16 protein-coding genes are annotated in these 16,981 nt (G+C 68.1%); 11 read left to right on the top strand and 5 right to left on the bottom strand.

Annotation, left to right across the window (positions count from 1 at the left end; translation table 11 throughout):
- Positions 1–92: 92 nt before the first annotated feature.
- Positions 93–743, top strand: a complete 651-nt coding sequence (locus tag U5N23_RS28050) for a DedA family protein (RefSeq protein ID WP_322595990.1) — start codon at positions 93–95, stop codon at positions 741–743.
- Between the two features lie 281 nt (positions 744–1,024).
- Here U5N23_RS28050 and U5N23_RS28045 read toward each other — a convergent pair whose 3' ends face one another.
- Positions 1,025–1,270 carry a glycine zipper 2TM domain-containing protein gene (locus U5N23_RS28045; protein ID WP_322595989.1) on the bottom strand — a complete coding sequence of 82 codons (246 nt, stop codon included), beginning with the start codon at positions 1,268–1,270 and terminating at the stop codon, positions 1,025–1,027.
- A 295-nt stretch (positions 1,271–1,565) separates the two neighbouring features.
- On the opposite strand from U5N23_RS28045, the gene U5N23_RS28040 reads away from it, so the two are divergent.
- On the top strand, positions 1,566–3,149 hold the full coding sequence (locus tag U5N23_RS28040; protein ID WP_322595988.1) for a methyl-accepting chemotaxis protein: 1,584 nt from the start codon (positions 1,566–1,568) through the stop codon (positions 3,147–3,149).
- A 2-nt stretch (positions 3,150–3,151) separates the two neighbouring features.
- On the opposite strand, the gene U5N23_RS28035 is transcribed toward U5N23_RS28040, so the two are convergent.
- From U5N23_RS28035 to tsaE, 3 genes are all read right to left on the bottom strand, one after another.
- Positions 3,152–3,484 carry a cupin domain-containing protein gene (locus U5N23_RS28035; protein WP_322595987.1) on the bottom strand — a complete coding sequence of 111 codons (333 nt, stop codon included), beginning with the start codon at positions 3,482–3,484 and terminating at the stop codon, positions 3,152–3,154.
- A 97-nt stretch (positions 3,485–3,581) separates the two neighbouring features.
- Positions 3,582–5,042, bottom strand: a complete 1,461-nt coding sequence (locus U5N23_RS28030) for an N-acetylmuramoyl-L-alanine amidase (protein ID WP_322595986.1) — start codon at positions 5,040–5,042, stop codon at positions 3,582–3,584.
- Between the two features lie 4 nt (positions 5,043–5,046).
- The gene (gene tsaE, locus U5N23_RS28025) at positions 5,047–5,601 is read right to left on the bottom strand and encodes a tRNA (adenosine(37)-N6)-threonylcarbamoyltransferase complex ATPase subunit type 1 TsaE (RefSeq protein ID WP_322595985.1); all 555 of its coding nucleotides are present in this window, start codon (positions 5,599–5,601) and stop codon (positions 5,047–5,049) included.
- A gap of 12 nt (positions 5,602–5,613) precedes the next feature.
- Here tsaE and queG point away from each other — a divergent pair, with 12 nt between their 5' ends.
- Together queG and U5N23_RS28015 are read left to right on the top strand one after the other, a co-directional pair.
- Complete coding sequence (gene queG / locus U5N23_RS28020) at positions 5,614–6,654, top strand: tRNA epoxyqueuosine(34) reductase QueG (RefSeq protein WP_322595984.1); 1,041 nt, start codon at positions 5,614–5,616, stop codon at positions 6,652–6,654.
- Between the two features lie 72 nt (positions 6,655–6,726).
- On the top strand, positions 6,727–8,040 hold the full coding sequence (locus tag U5N23_RS28015; RefSeq protein WP_322595983.1) for an ArgE/DapE family deacylase: 1,314 nt from the start codon (positions 6,727–6,729) through the stop codon (positions 8,038–8,040).
- Between the two features lie 78 nt (positions 8,041–8,118).
- On the opposite strand, the gene U5N23_RS28010 is transcribed toward U5N23_RS28015, so the two are convergent.
- Positions 8,119–8,934 carry a helix-turn-helix transcriptional regulator gene (locus U5N23_RS28010; RefSeq protein ID WP_322595982.1) on the bottom strand — a complete coding sequence of 272 codons (816 nt, stop codon included), beginning with the start codon at positions 8,932–8,934 and terminating at the stop codon, positions 8,119–8,121.
- Between the two features lie 216 nt (positions 8,935–9,150).
- Here U5N23_RS28010 and U5N23_RS28005 point away from each other — a divergent pair, with 216 nt between their 5' ends.
- From U5N23_RS28005 to U5N23_RS27975, 7 genes are all read left to right on the top strand, one after another.
- Positions 9,151–10,740, top strand: a complete 1,590-nt coding sequence (locus tag U5N23_RS28005; protein ID WP_322595981.1) for an ABC transporter substrate-binding protein — start codon at positions 9,151–9,153, stop codon at positions 10,738–10,740.
- Between the two features lie 49 nt (positions 10,741–10,789).
- Positions 10,790–11,779 (top strand): ABC transporter permease, encoded by a 990-nt coding sequence (locus U5N23_RS28000; RefSeq protein ID WP_322595980.1) that lies wholly within the window; start codon positions 10,790–10,792, stop codon positions 11,777–11,779.
- A gap of 18 nt (positions 11,780–11,797) precedes the next feature.
- Complete coding sequence (locus U5N23_RS27995) at positions 11,798–12,628, top strand: ABC transporter permease (protein ID WP_322595979.1); 831 nt, start codon at positions 11,798–11,800, stop codon at positions 12,626–12,628.
- Positions 12,625–14,280 (top strand): ABC transporter ATP-binding protein, encoded by a 1,656-nt coding sequence (locus U5N23_RS27990; RefSeq protein WP_322595978.1) that lies wholly within the window; start codon positions 12,625–12,627, stop codon positions 14,278–14,280. Before U5N23_RS27995 ends, U5N23_RS27990 begins: the two co-directional genes overlap by 4 nt.
- A 73-nt stretch (positions 14,281–14,353) precedes the next feature.
- On the top strand, positions 14,354–15,280 hold the full coding sequence (locus U5N23_RS27985; protein ID WP_322595977.1) for a glyoxylate/hydroxypyruvate reductase A: 927 nt from the start codon (positions 14,354–14,356) through the stop codon (positions 15,278–15,280).
- A 52-nt stretch (positions 15,281–15,332) separates the two neighbouring features.
- Positions 15,333–16,319: an alpha/beta hydrolase fold domain-containing protein gene (locus U5N23_RS27980; protein ID WP_322595976.1), complete on the top strand. Its 987-nt coding sequence runs from the start codon at positions 15,333–15,335 to the stop codon at positions 16,317–16,319.
- A gap of 11 nt (positions 16,320–16,330) precedes the next feature.
- Positions 16,331–16,966, top strand: coding sequence for an FMN-binding negative transcriptional regulator (locus tag U5N23_RS27975; protein WP_322595975.1), 636 nt, complete (start codon positions 16,331–16,333; stop codon positions 16,964–16,966).
- Positions 16,967–16,981: the final 15 nt, after the last annotated feature.

Here is a 16,981-nt window from a genome sequence, read left to right as displayed (position 1 = left end):
GGGATTTTAGGTCGGGTTGCCGTGGGGGCTTGCCGGCAGGGGCAGGAGGCCGGTGGGGATAATGCGCGCTGCCTTCACCAGACCCGGACCCCATGGAACTCATCACCTTCCTGATCGACTTCATCCTGCACGTGGACAAGTACCTCGAGATGTTCGTGCAGAACTACGGGCCCTGGGTCTATGCGCTGCTGTTCATCATCGTCTTCGTCGAGACCGGTGTGGTGGTCATGCCCTTCCTGCCGGGCGATTCGCTGCTGTTCATCGTGGGCGCGCTGTGCGGTGCGGGGCTCATGAACTTTCCGCTGGCCTGCACGGTGCTGATCGTGGCGGCCATCCTCGGGGACCAGTGCAACTACACCATCGGCCGCTATTTCGGACCCAAGGTCTTCCAGTGGGAGGACTCGCGCTGGTTCAACCGCCGGGCGTTCAACCAGGCGCATGAGTTCTACGAGCGCTACGGCGGCGTCACCATCGTGATCGCGCGCTTCATGCCCTTCATCCGCACCTTTGCGCCCTTCGTGGCCGGCGTGGCCGAAATGTCGCGCGGCAAGTTCACGGCGTTCAATGTGGGCGGTGCGCTGCTGTGGGTGCTGGGCATCGCCACGGCGGGCTACTTCTTCGGCAATTTCGCCTGGGTCAAGGAGAACCTGGACAAGATCATCTGGGCCATGATCTTCATCCCCGGGCTGATCGCGATCTTTGGCGCCTGGCGGGCTGGGCGCAAGGCCAAGGCCATGGCCTGAAGTGAAACACCCCCTGAGTCGCTTTGCGCCTTCACCCCTCTCTCGACTCGCTGCGCGAGTCGGGAGGGGCGCGCCCCCAGCGCAAGGGCTGGATACGCCGCCTTCGCGGCGGGGCGGCCCTTGCGCGGGGGCACTGGCCTTGGCCGCGCCAGTTTCATGCGCCGCAAATGTCGCGCAGCGCAATACATAACTGATACGGTCTCCTCTGCGTGAAGCGCCGCCCAACGCGAGATGGCGGCGCTTTGTGCATGGTCGGGGGCAGAGCGCCCCCTGAACCGGGCTCAACGGCGGTAGTTGCGGCGTTGGTCGCGGTCTTCACCGATTTCGTGGCCCACCAGGGCACCGGCGGCGGCACCGCCGATGGTGCCCACGGGGCCACCGAAGATGGCGTTGCCGGCTGCACCGCCGACCACGGCACCGACACCGGTACCGACCTGTGCGTTGGTGGGGTTGGAGGCGCAACCGCCCATGGCCAGGGCAGCGGTGGCGGAAGCGGCGACGAGAAGGGTACGGAGGGTGGTGGTCATGGCGGGATTCCTTTGCGGTGGGTGGAGTCAGGCCTTGAAGTTCAAAAACCCTGGGGGCTTTCGGTGTTCGACCTGTGCCTCTACTGTCGCGCGCCAGGCGTTTTTGCGGTGTAGGTACCCGGGGGCAGCGGCTGTAGGACCCTGACCGGGCGCCGTGTCCACCATAAGCGTTGCACAAGGTGCACGCGAGACGCGTTTCGATTGCCAAGCGATGCAGGGAGAGGGATCATGCAGTGTTCATTCCAGCAGAACACTGCTGCCGCCAGCGCGGCCATAACAAGCAAGGAGACACGCCATGGGCAACCCCGCACTTCCATCACCCCGCAGCAACAGCAGTTGGGGAGGGGCACTCACCGTGGCCCAGCAGATCAGCCTGGTCGTGGCCCTGGCGGCGGCCGTGCTCGTGGTCGTGCTGGCGCTCAGCCTGGTGCGCGTGCAGCACCTGGGCGCCACGGTGGAGCAGCTGTCCGGCGAACAGGTCGAGCGCCTGCAACTGGCCCTGCGCTGGCGCAGCAACATTGCGGTCAACTCCACGCGGGTGTTCTCGGTCGTGCAGTCCGATGGCGACGACCTGCAGAACTTCTTCAAGGACCTGATCGCAGCCACCACGGCCGACACCTCGCAGGTGCAAAAGCGCTACACCGAACTGGAGTCCAGCCCCGAGGGCCTGCGCATCCAGGAGGAGCTGGCCACGGTGCGCAAGCCTTACCTGGAAACGCGCGACAAGGCCCTGGCCCTCAAGAAGGGGGGCGACATGGCGGCCGCCAAGGCGTTCGCCCTGTCCACCTTCGTCCCCGTGGTCAACCAGTACAACGCGGTGGCCGACAAGATGGTGGCCTACCAGGTCCAGCGCTCGGCCGACCAGGCGGCCGAGGCGGCGGGGCTGATCCGCTCGTACCGCACCATGGTGCTGGTGGCCGGCGTGGTCGGCCTGGCGCTGCTGGTGCTGCTGTCCTGGGTGGTGGTGCGGCGCATCCGCGCTTCACTGCACGGGGTGGCCGTGGTGGCACGCAACATCGGCGAGGGTGACCTGTCGCAGCACATCGCCGTGCAGGGCCGTGGCGAGGTGGCCGAGATGATGCAGGCCATGCAGCACATGCAGACCTCGCTGGTGCGCATTGTGGGCGCTGTGCGCCAGAGCAGCGACTCCATCGCCACCGGCTCCAGCGAGATCGCCATGGGCAACGCCGACCTGAGCCAGCGCACCGAGGAGCAGGCCAGCAACCTGGAGGAAACGGCGGCCTCTATGGAAGAGATCACCAGCACCGTGAAGAACAATGCCGACACCGCGCGCAAGGCCGCCACGCTGGCCGGCACCGCGTCGCAGGCGGCGGTCAAGGGCGGCGAGGTGGTGGGCCAGGTGGTGGCCACCATGCAGGACATTTCGGTGGCTTCGAAGAAGATCACCGACATCATCAGCGTCATCGACGGCATCGCCTTCCAGACCAATATCCTGGCGCTCAATGCGGCGGTGGAGGCCGCCCGGGCCGGCGAGCAGGGCCGGGGCTTTGCCGTGGTGGCCAGCGAGGTGCGCAGCCTGGCGGGCCGCAGTGCCGAGGCCGCCAAGGAGATCAAGTCCCTGATCGGCGCCAGTGCCGAACGCGTGGACAACGGCACCCGCCTGGTGGCCGATGCCGGCGCCAGCATGGAGGACATCGTGGCCCAGGTGCAGCGCGTGAGCGACCTGATCGCCGAGATCTCCAGCGCCACGGGCGAGCAGACCATCGGCATCGGCCAAGTCGGCGAGGCCGTGACCCAGCTCGATCAGGTGACCCAGCAGAACGCCGCGCTGGTGGAGCAGAGCGCTGCCGCGGCCGACAGTCTCAAGCACCAGGCCGCGCGCCTGGCCGAGATCGTGAGTGTCTTCCGGCTTTCCTGAACTCAGCCTGGCAGCAGGCAGATCGTCAGCAGCACCGACGAGTCCTTGACCGCCTTGAGCGCGTGCGGCGAGCGCGGCGCCAGGTGCACGAAGTCGCCGGGCTGCATCAGTTGTACAGAATCGCCGGCGAGGAACTCCACCGCGCCCTCCAGGCACTGTACGGTGGCCTCGCCCTGGGTCTGGTGCTCGCGCATGGCCTTGCCTGCAGGCAGCACCACGCGCATCACCTCCAGTTGGCCGGCCTTGAGGATGGCCGAGGTGGTGGCGCTGGCCAGCTGCGCGCCCAGGGGGCGCACGCTGGCCACTTCTCCGGATTGTGCGTGGGGCAGTGCCATGGCTTTTCTCCTTCACCGTTGTCGTGGGGCTGTGGCTCCCACTGTGCCTGCGAAGGCAGCATGAGGCAAGCCATGCGCACCCCAAGGCGGTGGCGGCCTACACCGAGCGGCTGCGCGCCAGCGGCGGGTTCTTGGCGAAGTAGCGGGTGATGCCGCGCATCAGCGCGTCGGCCAGTTGCACCTGGTAGGCGCTGCTGCGCAGCTTGGCCTCTTCCTCGGGGTTGCTGATGAAGGCGGTCTCCACCAGCACGCTCGGGATGTCGGGCGCCTTGAGCACGGCGAAGCCGGCCTGCTCCACACGCGGCTTGTGCAGCTTGGCCATGCTGCCGATCTCGCCCAGCAGCACGCTGCCGAGCTTGAGGCTGTCGTTGATCTGCGCCGTGGTGCTCATGTCCAGCAGCATGCGCTGCACATGGCGGTCCTGGCTCTGCACGTTCAGGCCGCCCACCAGGTCGGCCTGGTTCTCCTTGTTGGCCAGCCAGCGCGCGGCCGTGCTCGATGCGCCGCTCTGGCTCAGCGCGAAGACGCTGGCGCCGCGCGCCTTCGGGGTGGTGAAGGCATCGGCATGGATGCTCACGAACAGGTCGGCCTGCACGCGCCGGGCCTTTTCCACGCGCGTGCCCAGGGGCACGAAGAAGTCGCCGTCGCGCGTGAGAAAGGCGCGCATGGGGTTGCCGCCCACGGTGGTGGCGTTGATGCGGTCGCGCAGCAGGTGGGCCACGCGCAGCACCACGTCCTTCTCGCGCGTGCCGCCGGGGCCGATGGCGCCGGGGTCCTCACCGCCATGCCCGGGGTCCAGCGCCACGATGATGATGCGGTCGGTCTGCGTGGACGTGGCGCGGTTGCCGCCTTTGGCGGGCGGGGCCACGGCCACGGCAGGCGGTGGCGCCGGGTCTGCGGGGGCGGCTGGCGCCGGGCCGGGGCGGTTGGCGCGCTGGGCGATCAGCTCGCCCAGGGGGTCGCTCTCGGCCGATGGCGGGGCCGGCGCCGCCCCGGGGGGGCGGGCGGCGGGCTGCGCAGGGGTTGCGGCGGCCACGGGTGGTGGTGCGGCACGGCCGGCCCCCGTGGTGTCGCGCAGGCGTTCGGCGATCAGGGCTTCCAGCGGGTCCACGGGCTCGGCCGGGTACAGGTCGAACACCAGGCGGTGCTGGTAGGCCGCCACCGGCGGCAGGGTGAACACCTGGGGCATGGCGGGCTGCTTGAGGTCCACCACCAGGCGCACCACGTTGGGCGCGTTCTGGCCCACACGGATGCCGGCGATGTTCGGATCGTCGGGCTTGACCTTGGCCACCAGCTCGCGCAGCTCGGGGCTCAGGTCGATCCCCTCGATGTCCACCGCCAGGCGCGGCGGCGTGGTCACGAAGAACTGCTTGGCCACCAGCTTGCCGTCGGACTCGATGGTCACGCGCGTGTATTCGGGGGCGGGCCAGACGCGCACGGCCAGGATGGTGGCGCCGCGGGCGATCTGCTGTGTGCCCAGCAAAAGCACCAGGCTGCCCGTCTGCAGCAGGGTGCGGCGAGACGGCTGGCGGGGTGCCGGGCGGGCGGGCAGCTTCATTCGTTCAGAGTCCTTGCAGCAGCCGTTGGCCGGCGGCGGTGTGTGCTTGCACGGTGACTTGCCTTTCGGTGTCGTCAATTGCTTCAATGTGTATAGCAAGGTCGGCAGGCGGGGTCAGCGCTGCAGCCTTTTCCGGCCATTCTGCCACCTTGAGGCCCGGGTTGGCAAAAATGTCCCTGAATCCCGCGTCTTCCCACTCGCGCGGGTCGTCGAAGCGGTAGAAGTCGAAGTGCCACACGGTGGTGGCGTGCGGGGCCAGCCCCGGGGCCTCGTGCGGCTCCACCACGGCATAGGTGGGGCTCTTGATGCGGCCCTGCACCCCCAAAGCGCGCAGCAGGTGGCGCACCAGCGTGGTCTTGCCCGCGCCCAGGTCGCCGTGCAGGGTGATGAAGGCGTTGGCCAGCAAGGGCTGCCGGGCGGCCAGCGCCTGCGCGAAGGCGGCGGTGTCGTCCTCGCCGTGCCAGCGCCAGGTGCGAGGGCTTTGCGTGCGAGGGCTTTCCTGCGCGGCCGTGGGCGCAGGGCTTTCTACAATCGGGCCGGTATGTGGTGCAACAGTCAACTCGTTCCTCAAATGCAGGAGTGGGCCCGCGAACTGGGATTTTCCCAAATCGGCGTGGCGGGGGTGGATTTGTCTGCCGCCGAAGAGGGCTTGATGCAGTGGCTGGCCCAGGGGTTCCATGGCGAGATGCACTACATGGCCACCCACGGCACCCGCCGCGCCCGCCCGGCAGAGCTGGTGCCCGGCACCGTGAGCGTGATCACGGCACGCATGGATTATCTGCCGCGCGGCAAGGCCATGGACGACTGGCAGGCTGCCGAGCTGTCGCGCCTGGCGCGCCCTGGCGAGGGCATCGTCTCGGTCTATGCCCGGGGGCGCGACTACCACAAGGTGCTGCGCGCGCGGCTGCAAAAGCTCAGCGACCGCATCGCCGAGGCTGTGGGCCCGTTCGGCCACCGCGTGTTCACCGACTCGGCCCCGGTGCTCGAGGCCGAGCTCGCTGCGCGCAGCGGCCAGGGCTGGCGCGGCAAGCACACGCTGGTGCTCAACCGCGAGGCGGGCTCGATGTTCTTTCTGGGTGAGATCTACGTGGACATGCACCTGCCCGAGAGCGCCCCTGTCACGGCCCACTGCGGCAGCTGCAGCGCCTGCATAGCCATCTGCCCCACGCAGGCCATCATCGCCCCGCACCGGATCGACGCGCGCCGCTGCATCTCCTACCTGAGCATCGAGCACAGCGGCCCCATCCCGGCGGAGTTCCGCGCGGCCATGGGCAACCGCATCTACGGCTGCGACGACTGCCAGCTGGCCTGCCCCTGGAACAAGTTCGCGCAGGTCAGCCGTCTGCCCGACTTCGACGAGCGCAGCGGCCTGTCGGGCCAGCAACTGGTGCACCTGTTCGCCTGGGACGAGGCCACCTTTCTGCGCATGACCGAGGGCGGGCCCATCCGCCGCATCGGCCACGAGCGCTGGCTGCGCAACGTGGCCGTGTCGCTGGGCAACGCGCTGCGTGCCGATCCCGGCGACGAGGGCCTGCGCAGCGCGCTGCAGTCGCGTGCCGGGCATGAGAGCGCGCTGGTGCGCGAGCATGTGGCGTGGGCGCTGGCGCAGTGATCGGCGCGATTGCGACAGTGCGCGGCCCGTTCTGAACAACGCGCCCGCTGGCCCGGTGAAAGAATGGTTTCCATGCAAGAAACCACCACCACCCCTGAATTCGTGGCAAGCGAAACCGCCATCGTTGCCGCCGCCCACGCGCTGCGCGGCGAAGCCGTCGCCATGCTCAGCGAACTGGTCACCCACCCCTCGCTGCTGGGCCAGGAGCAGAGTGCGCAGAGCTTCATGGCCAGGGCCTTCGCCGGCCTGGGCCTGCAGGTGGACGAGTTCCAGATCGACGAGGAGAAGCTCAAGGCGCACCCCGGCTACTCGCCCTCCCTGGTCTCGTACGAGGGGCGCACCAACGTGGTGGGCATCCACCGCCCCAGTGGCCCGTTCAAGGGCAACTCGCTGATCTTCAACGGCCACATCGACGTGGTGCCCACGGGCGCCGAAGTGCTGTGGACCGGCTCGCCGTTCTCCGGCCGGGTCGAGGGGGACCGCCTCTACGGGCGCGGCGCGTCGGACATGAAGGCCGGCATCGTGGCCTACACCATGGCCTACAAGGCGCTCAGGTCCATGGGCCTGGAACCTGCCTCGCCGGTGTACTTCCAATCGGTGATCGAAGAGGAATGCACCGGCAATGGCGCGCTGGCCTGCCTGGTGGAGGGCTACCGAGCGGACGCCGCGGTGATCACCGAGCCGGTGGCGGACAACGGCGTCATGACCTGCCAGATGGGTGTGCTGTGGCTGGCCATCGAGGTGCTGGGCAAGCCCGTGCACGCCTCTGTGGCACAGACCGGCGTGGGCGCCATCGACTTCACCATGTACCTGTTCGGCGAGCTCAAGAAGCTCGAAGCGCGCTGGAACGCGCCCAGCGCGCGCTACCGCAACTATGCGCACCACCAGCACCCGGTGAACTTCAACCTGGGCAAGATCAGCGGCGGCGAATGGGCGTCGTCCGTGCCCTCGGCCTGCCGGGCCGATGTGCGCATCGGCTTCTATCCCGACATGAAGGTCGGCAAGGCCAAGGCCGAGATCGAGGCCGTGCTGGCCGCCGCCTATGCGGCCCATCCCGCGCACGAGGCGCTGAGCTACCAGCTGGTCTATGGTGGCTTTCAGGCCGATGGCTGCGACGTGCCGCCCGATGCGCCCATCGTCGTGGCCATCTCGCAATGCCACAAGGACATCGTGGGCACGGAGCTGGTGCCCACGGCCTTCACCGGCACCACCGACGCCAAGTTCTTCAACCTCTACGGCGACACCCCGGCCATCTGCTACGGCCCCTCGGGCGGTGCCAACATCCACGGCATCGACGAGTGGGTCTCCATCGACAGCATGGTGCAGACGGTGGCGGTGCTCGCCGTCTTCATGGCGCGCTGGTGCGGGGTCAACCGGCTCGGTTGAACACCGCCAGAAGAAAAGCCCCGCCTGGTCCCTGCCAGCCGGGGCTTTTTTGCGTTCATGGTGCAGGCATGCACCAGTTCAGTCCAGATCCATGTCACCACGGCCCAGGTAGTGGCGCGGCGTCTTTCCCATCACGCGGCGGAACATGGCCGAGAAGGCGCTGGGGCTCTCGTAGCCCAGGTCGAAGGCCACCGTGGTGACGGGCGTGCCCGAGGACAGGCGGCGCAGCGCCTCCATCAGGCGCACCTGCTGGCGCCACAGCGTGAAGGTGATGCCGGTCTGGTCGCGGAACAGCCGCGTGAGCGTGCGCCGGCCCAGGGCGCCATGGTGCGCCCAGTACTCGATGTCGCCGTCGTGGCTGGGGTCGGCCAGCAACGCCCGGCAGATGCGCAGCAGGCGTGCATCGCGCGGCATGGGCACGTGCAGCGGGATCTTGGGCGCGCCGCAGATCTCGTCGAGGATCAGGCGCATCACGCGGCCGTCGCGGCCGGCCTCGTCGTAGAGCAGGGGGATGTCGATGGCCTCGATGATGAGGTGGCGCATCAGCGGCGAGACCTCGATCACGCAGCACTCGGTGGGCAGGTCGGGCGAGGCGTCGGGCTGGATGTAGAGCGAGCGGTTGGATACGGCCTGGCCGCGCGCATGCATCTCGTGCTCCACGCCGCCGGGTACCCACACGGCGCGGTTGGGCGGCACCAACCACGCGCCCTCTTCGGTGTGCAGGGTGAACGTGCCCTTGACCGAATAGGCCAGCTGCGCGCGCGGGTGCGAGTGCCGGGGGACGATCATCGACGGCTCGGGGTCGTGCTCCACGATGATCATGGAGACCGGCCTCGGGATGTCCTGGTAGTCCTGGAAAACGACGCTGCGGGCAGTGGTCAAGCGGTTGTTCATCACTCCCTCCCGGCACGCAAGAAGCGCGCCAAAGCAATGCAGCGGACTGTGACGCGCGCAAGTCCCGCCGTCAAGCCATCGCAAGGATGGCCCAAGCGAAACAGAACTCGGCTCGAAACGCGCCGCCTTGGCGGGGCCTGCTGCCTACACTGAATTCGCGATCAACACACCGCGCAACCCGTGCGGCAGTCCACGTCCAACCCCCTGAGGATCAGCATGAACAAACGTGAGTTCCACAAGTACCTGCTTGCGACCGGCGCCCTGGGCCTGGCCGAGTTTCCGCTGGGTATCACCGCAGCGCACGGCCAGACGCGCGGCGGCACGCTCAACTCCATCGTGCAGCCCGAGCCGCCGATCCTGAACCTCGCGGTGAGCCAGCTCACGCCCACCCAGATGGTCTCGGGCAAGATCTTCCTGAGCCTTTTGACCTACGACGTCAACCTCAAGCCCATGCCCAGCCTGGCCAGGAGCTGGACCATCTCTCCCGACGGCAAGACCTACACCTTCAAGCTCGAACCCAATGCCAAGTGGCATGACGGCAAGCCGCTCACGTCCGAGGACGTGCTCTACACCGTCAAGGAGTTCCTGCCCATCACGCACCCGCGCGCCAAGGCCATCTTCGGCCGCTGCGAGTCGATCACCGCGCCCGATGCGCAGACCGTGGTGTTCAAGCTGGCGGAGCCCTTCGGCCCCTTCATCGGCGCCTTCGACATCTCCAACCTGCCGGTGATGCCCAAGCACATCTATGCGGGCACCGACGTTGTCAAGAACCCGGCCAACCTCAACCCCATCGGCTCGGGCCCCTTCAAGCTCAAGGAATGGGTGCGCGGCTCGCACATCCACCTGGTGCGCAACGAGAACTACTTCAAGCCCGGTCTGCCCTACCTGGACGCCATCATCTACCGCGTGGTGCCCGATGGTGCATCGCGCGCCCTGGCGCTCGAAAACGGCACCGTGCAGCTCACGCAGTGGACCGACCTGGAACTGTTCGACGCCAACCGCCTGGCCAAGAAGGACAACCTGGCCGTCACCACCAAGGGCTACGAGTACTTCGCGCCCATCATGTGGCTGGAGATCAACAACCGCACGGCACCGCTGAACGACAAGCGCTTTCGCCAGGCGGTGATGCACGCCATCGACCGCAACTTCATCAAGGACAAGATCCTCTACGGCTTCGGCAAGGTCGCCACCGGCCCGGTGAACTCCAAGACCAAGTACTACGAGCCCAACGTCAAGAAGTACGATTTCTCCATCGACAAGGCCAAGGCCCTGCTCGACGAGATGGGCCTCAAGCCCGACGCCAAGGGCGTGCGCACCACCGTTCGCCTGCCGGTCTCGCCCTACGGGGAGATGGTGCAGCGCACCTGCGAGTACATCCGCCAGTCGCTGGCCAAGGTGGGCATCGCCGTCACGCTGGAATCCACCGATCCCGGCAGCTACACGCAGCGCATCAGCAACTGGGACTACGAGCTCAACCTCTCGTGGCTGTACCAGTTCGGGGACCCGGCCCTGGGCGTCACGCGCAACTACGTGACCTCCAACATCCGCAAGATCCTGTTCACCAACACGGTGGGCTACTCCAACGCCCAGGTCGACAAGCTGGCCGACCAGGCCGCGGTGGAGGTGGACGAGGCCAAGCGCGGCGCGCTCTACAGCGAGATGCAGAAGATCATCGTCGACGAGGTGCCCATCGCCTGGCTGGTGGAGATGGACTTCCCCACCATCCACGACAAGCGCCTGCAGAACCTGGTGACGAGTGCCATCGGCATCCACGAGAGCTTCGACACGGTCTACTTCAAGGGCTGATGGGACACGGGCGTGGCCATGTGCCGCGCCCGTTGCCCGGGCATGACTTATGAATCTTCAATGGCTCAAGGGCCTCGGCGCGCTCGGCGTGCGGCTCGCAAAGATGGTGGCGGTGGTCCTGCTGATCGCCATCTTCAATTTCATGCTGGTGCGTGCCGCGCCCGGTGACCCGGCCCTGGTGATGGCCGGGCAGTCCGGTGCCACCGACGCGGCCTTCCTCGAACGCGTGCGCGCCGACTACGGCCTGGACAAGCCCATGGCGACGCAGCTCGTCACCTACCTGGGCAAGATCGTCACCCTGGACCTGGGTTACTCGCACCGCCAGCAGCGTACCGTGGCCAGTGCCATCGCCGAGCGCCTGCCGGCCACGCTGCTGCTCACGCTCTCGGCCTTTGCCATCTCGCTGGTGGGCGGCGTCGTCCTGGGGGCACTGGCCGGCGTGCGTGCCGGCAAGCTGTCGGACACGCTGATCAGCCTGCTCGCGCTGGTGATCTACGCCACCCCTGTCTTTTGGCTCGGCCTGATGCTGGTGCTGCTGTTTTCCGTGCAGCTGGGCTGGCTGCCGGCCTTCGGCTACCAGACCATCGGCACCAGCATCAGCGGCTGGGCCGCTGTGGTGGACAAGCTCAGGCACCTGGCGCTGCCGGCCTTCACGCTGGGCATGCTCTACCTGGCGATCTATGCGCGGCTCATGCGCTCGTCGATCATCGAGGTGGGCCACCAGGACTACGTGAAGACGGCGCGCGCCAAGGGCGCCTCCGAAGGCCGCATCCTGTGGCGCCACATGCTGCGCAACGCGCTGCTGCCGGTGGTGACCATGGCCGGCGTGCAGGCCGGCACCCTGATCGGCGGCTCGGTGGTGATCGAGACCGTGTTCGCCTGGCCGGGCCTGGGCCGCCTGACCTACGACGCCGTGCTGCAGCGCGACTACCAGGTGATGCTGGGCGTGTTCCTGGTGCTGTCGGTGCTGGTGATCTTCTTCAACTGGGTGACCGACCTGCTGTACCGCGTGATCGACCCCCGCATCCAGGCTGCCTGAGCGGCGCGGAGAACCCCGATGAAACAGACCCTCAAATCCTTTGTGCGCCACCCGAGCGGCATGCTCGGCCTGGTGATCCTGCTGGCGGTGATCGTGCTCGCGGCCAGTGCCCCCTTCCTTTTTCCGGGCGACCCCTGGGACACGGTGGCCGCGCCGTTCACGCCACCGCAGACCGAGGGCATGCTGCTGGGCAGCGACAGCCTGGGCCGCGACATCGCTGCCGGCATTGCGCACGGCACGCGGGTGTCGCTGATGATCGGTGTCACGTCCACCCTGGTGGCGCTCATCATCGGCGTGGTGGTGGGCTCGCTCTCGGGCTATGTGGGCGGGCGCGTGGGCGAGTGGCTGATGCGCTTCACCGAGCTGTTCCAGACCATTCCGGCCTTCATGCTGTGCATCTTGCTGGTGGCCATCCTGGAGCCCTCGATCCGCACCGTGGTGGTGGCCATCGCGCTGGTCAGCTGGCCGCAGGTGGCGCGCCTCACGCGCGGCGAGTTCCTGGCGCTCAAGGAGCGCGAGTTCGTGCTGGCCGCCCGCTGCCAGGGCGAGTCGCCGCTGTCGCTGATCGTGCGCTACATCCTGCCCAACGCGCTGTCGCCCATCATCGTGGCGGGCTCGCTGAGCATCGCCAGCGCCATCCTGATCGAGAGCGCGCTGAGCTTCATGGGCCTGGGCGACCCCAACCTCATGAGCTGGGGTTTCATGATCGGCGCAGCGCGCACCATGCTGCGCCAGGCCTGGTGGATGAGCTTCTTCCCGGGCATCGCCATCCTGCTCACCGTGCTGGCCATCAACCTCGTGGGCGAAGGCCTGAACGACGTGCTCAACCCGAGGATCTCCCGCCAATGACGACGACCTCCACCCCCGCCACAGCGCCGCTGCTGTCGATCCAGGGCCTGTCCATCGTGCTGCCCAGCTCGGGCGACCGCAACTATGCGGTGGACCGCCTGTCTCTGGACATCGCCGAGAACGAGATCGTCTGCCTGGTGGGCGAATCGGGCTCGGGCAAGTCCATGACGGCGCACGCCATCCTGGGCCTCTTGCCGCCGCGCGTGGGCATCGACAAGAACAGCCGCATCCTGCTCGACGGCACCGACCTCACCGGGCTCGCCCCGCCGCAGATGCGCAAGCTGCGCGGCGAGCGCATCTCCATGGTGTTCCAGGAACCCATGAGCGCCCTGAACCCGCTGCAGCGCATCGGCGCCCAGGTGGCCGAGGCGCTGCAGCTGCACAACGCCGAGCACCTCGGCGCCGCCGCCATCGAGGAGCGCTGCATCGCCATCATCGATGCCGTGGGCCTGCCGTCGCCCCGGCAGATCGTGCGCAGCTACCCCTTCCAGCTCTCGGGCGGGCAGCGCCAGCGCGTGATGATCGCCATGGCGCTCTTGAACAACCCGCGCCTGCTGCTGGCCGACGAGCCGACCACGGCGCTGGACGTGACCACGCAGCGCCAGATCCTGGACCTGATCCAGAAGCTGCAGGCCGAGCGCCGGATGGGTGTGCTGTTCATCACCCACGACTTCGGCGTGGTGGCCGACATCGCCGACCGCGTGGTGGTGATGCGCCACGGCCGCGTGGTGGAGGAGGGCACGCGCGACGCCATCCTGCGCAACCCGCAGCACGAATACACGCGCGCCCTGATCGCCGCCGTGCCAGGCCGCCAGGCGCGCAGCACGGCCCGGCCTGCCGCGCAGGCCGAACCGCTGCTCAAGGTCGAGCAACTGAAGAAGACCTTCGTCTCCAAGGCCGGCCTGTTCGCGCCGCCGCGCACCGTGGTGGCGGCCGATGGCATCGATCTGGCCATCGAGGAAGGGGAGACGGTGTCGGTGGTGGGCGAATCGGGTTCGGGCAAGTCCACGCTCGGCCGCATGGTCATGCGCCTGATCGAGCCCGACAGCGGCCGCATCACCTTTGCGGGCAAGCCCGTGCTGGGGCAGGACGCTGCGGCGCAGCGCGATTACCGCCGCCAGGTGCAGATCATCTTCCAGGACCCGTTCGCCTCGCTCAACCCGCGCCAGAAGGTGGGCGACGCCATTGCGCGCGGGCCCATGATCTACGGCACGCCGCGCGCTGACGCGCTCAAGGCCGCAGCCGCGCTGCTCGACCGGGTGGGCCTGGGGGCATCGGCCATCGACCGGTTTCCGCACGAGTTCTCGGGCGGGCAGCGCCAGCGCATCTCCATTGCCCGCGCGCTGGCGCTCAAGCCGCGCCTGTTGATTGCGGACGAAGCGGTGTCGGCACTCGACGTGTCCATCCAGGCGCAGGTGCTGGCCCTGCTCGCCGAGCTCAAGGCCGAGCTCAACCTGGCCATGATGTTCATCACCCACGACCTGCGCGTGGCGGCCGAGATATCGAACTCGGTGGTGGTCATGCAGCGCGGCCAGATCGTCGAGCGCGGCGCGCCGGGCCAGCTCTTCAGCAACCCGCAGCACGCCTATACGCGCACGCTGCTGGCGGCCATGCCGGGGCTGGATTTCTTCGAGCACAGGCTGGCGGCTTGACTACCATGCAAGTCCCTTCCACCCCGATGTCGGCCCACTCCGCGCTGGCACAGCACCCCATCGCATCCTCGCCATGACCACCGTTGCCCTTCTGAGCCGTACCGCCAACCTCGACTTCCTTCGCCCCCTGCTGCAGGCGGCCGACCCCACCCTGGACGTGTGCACCTGGCCCGACCCGCGTGCGCTGCAGGCCGAGGTGGCCGTCTGCTGGCAGACGCCGCCCGACCTGTATGCGCAGATGCCCCACCTGAAGCTCGTGCACAGCATCGCGGCCGGCGTGGACAACGTCGTGGCCGGGCAGGACCTGCGCGGCCTGCCGGTGTGCCGCGTGGTCGACCCCATGCTGGCCGAAGGCATGCTGCAGTTCGTGCTGTGGGGCGTGCTGTACTTCCATCGCAAGCTCGATGCCGCGCTGGCCAGCCAGCGTGTGCGCGAATGGAAGCGCCCGCTGCAGACGCCCGCCGCCACCTGCCGCATCGGCCTCATGGGCCTGGGCGAGCTGGGCGGCCTGATCGCCGCGCGCCTGCCCGCGCTGGGCTACACCGTGAGCGGCTGGGCACGTACGGCGCGCGAGGTACCCGGCATCCAGGTCTTTGCCGGGCACGAGCAGTACGACGCCTTCCTGGCGCAGACCGACGTGCTGGTGTGCCTGCTGCCGCTGACCGAGCAGACGCGCGGCATCCTGGGCCGCCGCACCTTCGATGCACTGCCCAAAGGTGCGGCGCTGATCCATTGCGGCCGGGGCGAGCACCTGGTCGAGGGCGACCTGATCGCCGCGCTGGGCAGCGGCCAGTTGCGCGGCGCCGTGGTCGACGTCTTCGAGCAGGAGCCGCTGCCGCAGGACCACCCGCTGTGGACCACGCCGGGCGTGGTCGTCACGCCCCACATGGCCACCATGGCCACCTACGACGTGGTCGCCGGCCAGGTGGCCCGCAACATCGCCCAGATGCGCTCCGGTGGCGCGCTCTTCAACCAGGTAGACACCGCGCGCGGGTACTAGCACCGCCGCCCGCACGGGCCTTTCGATCCATCCACTGCAAACACACGCCAACATGAACCAGCTCGACCCCGCCTTCGCTGCATCCACCCAGGGCGCAAAGCCTGCGCCCCTCGATCCGCAAGTCCAGCTGTTCGTGCAGCGCATGGCGGCGGATGCGTCGAAGTTCCCGCGCCGCGACACGGTGTCCATCGCCGAAGGCCGCGACATCGCCGAGAAGGTGCGCGCACCCTGGACTGCGGGCGGGCCGGTGATGGCACGCACCACCGAGCGCCAGGTGCCCACGCGCCACGGCGAGGTGATGATTCGCACCTACTACCCCAAGGAGCAGCGCATGCCCGGCGCCTTCTTCTACATCCACGGCGGTGGCTTCGTGCTGTTCAGCGTGGACACGCACGACCGCCTGATGCGCGAGTACGCCGAGCGGGCCGGCATCGTGGTCATCGGCATCAACTACACGCGTGCGCCCGATGCGAAGTTCCCCCAGCCGATCGAGGAGTGCATCGACACCGTGGACTGGCTCATCGCCCATGCCGGCGAGATCGGCTTCGACAAGGACCAGTTCTTCATCGGCGGCGACTCGGCGGGCGGCAACCTTTCGCTGTGCACGGCATTGCATTTTCGCGACCAGGGTCCAAGCCCGATCCGCGGCATGGTGCTCAACTACACGGGCTTCAGCACCGACCTGTACCAGGACTCGGTGGTGCGCTACGGCGCGGGCGACTACGGGCTGTCGCTGCACATGATGGTCTGGTTCTACCGCAACTACCTGGGCCGCAAGGAGGACTACACCGACCCGCGCATGAACCTGCTCGATGCCGACCTGCGCGGCATCCCGCCGGCCTTCCTGGTGATCACCGAGTGCGATCCGCTGTACGACGGCAACGTCGACATGGTGGCCAAGATGAAGGCCGAGGGCGTGGACGTGGATTTCAAGGTCTACAAGGGCACGGTGCACAGTTTTCTCGAAGCCGTCTCGGTGGCCGACGTCGCGGGCGTGGCCTTCGACGACACGGTGCGCTGGTTCCACCAGCACGCGTAAGGGGCCGCGCCATGTACACGCCCCCCGCCTATGCGGAAAAGGACGAGCCGCTGCTGCGTGCGCGCATGCGCGCGTGGAGCTTCGCCACCCTGGTGACCCATGGCGCGCAGGGGCTCAATGCCACGCACCTGCCGTTCCTGGTGGACGAGGAGGGCGGGCCGCACGGCCTGCTGACCACGCACCTGGCGCGTGGCAATGCGCAATACCATGACCTCAAGGCCGGCGCTCCGGCACTGGTCATTTTCCAGGGCCCGCACGCCTTCATCTCGCCGAGCTGGTATGCCAATCGGCTGACCTTCCCGACCTGGAACTACACCGCCATCCACGTGCAGGGCACGCCCGAAGTGGTGGAAGACGTGGCAGCGATCCATGCGGTGCTCACGCGCACCGTGGCCACCTACGACACGCCGCTGGGCGGTGAATGGACCTTTGAAGGCGTGCCCACTGACCATACCGCATCGCGCTTGCGCGCCATTGCAGCCGTGCGCATTCCCATCGCTCGCATCGAGGGCAAGATGAAGCTCAACCAGGACAAGTCCGTGGCCGACCGCCTGGGCGTGATCGCCGCGCTGGAGGCCCAGGGCGATGCGCAGAGCCTGGCCGTGGCGGCCCTGATCCGCCAGCAGCCGGACCTGGCGCCGGCCTGACGACCACTGCAAACC

It is taken from the genome of Acidovorax sp., from assembly GCF_034519795.1.
Taxonomy (GTDB): domain Bacteria; phylum Pseudomonadota; class Gammaproteobacteria; order Burkholderiales; family Burkholderiaceae_C; genus Acidovorax.
This window is presented reverse-complemented; position numbering and strand designations above follow the sequence as displayed.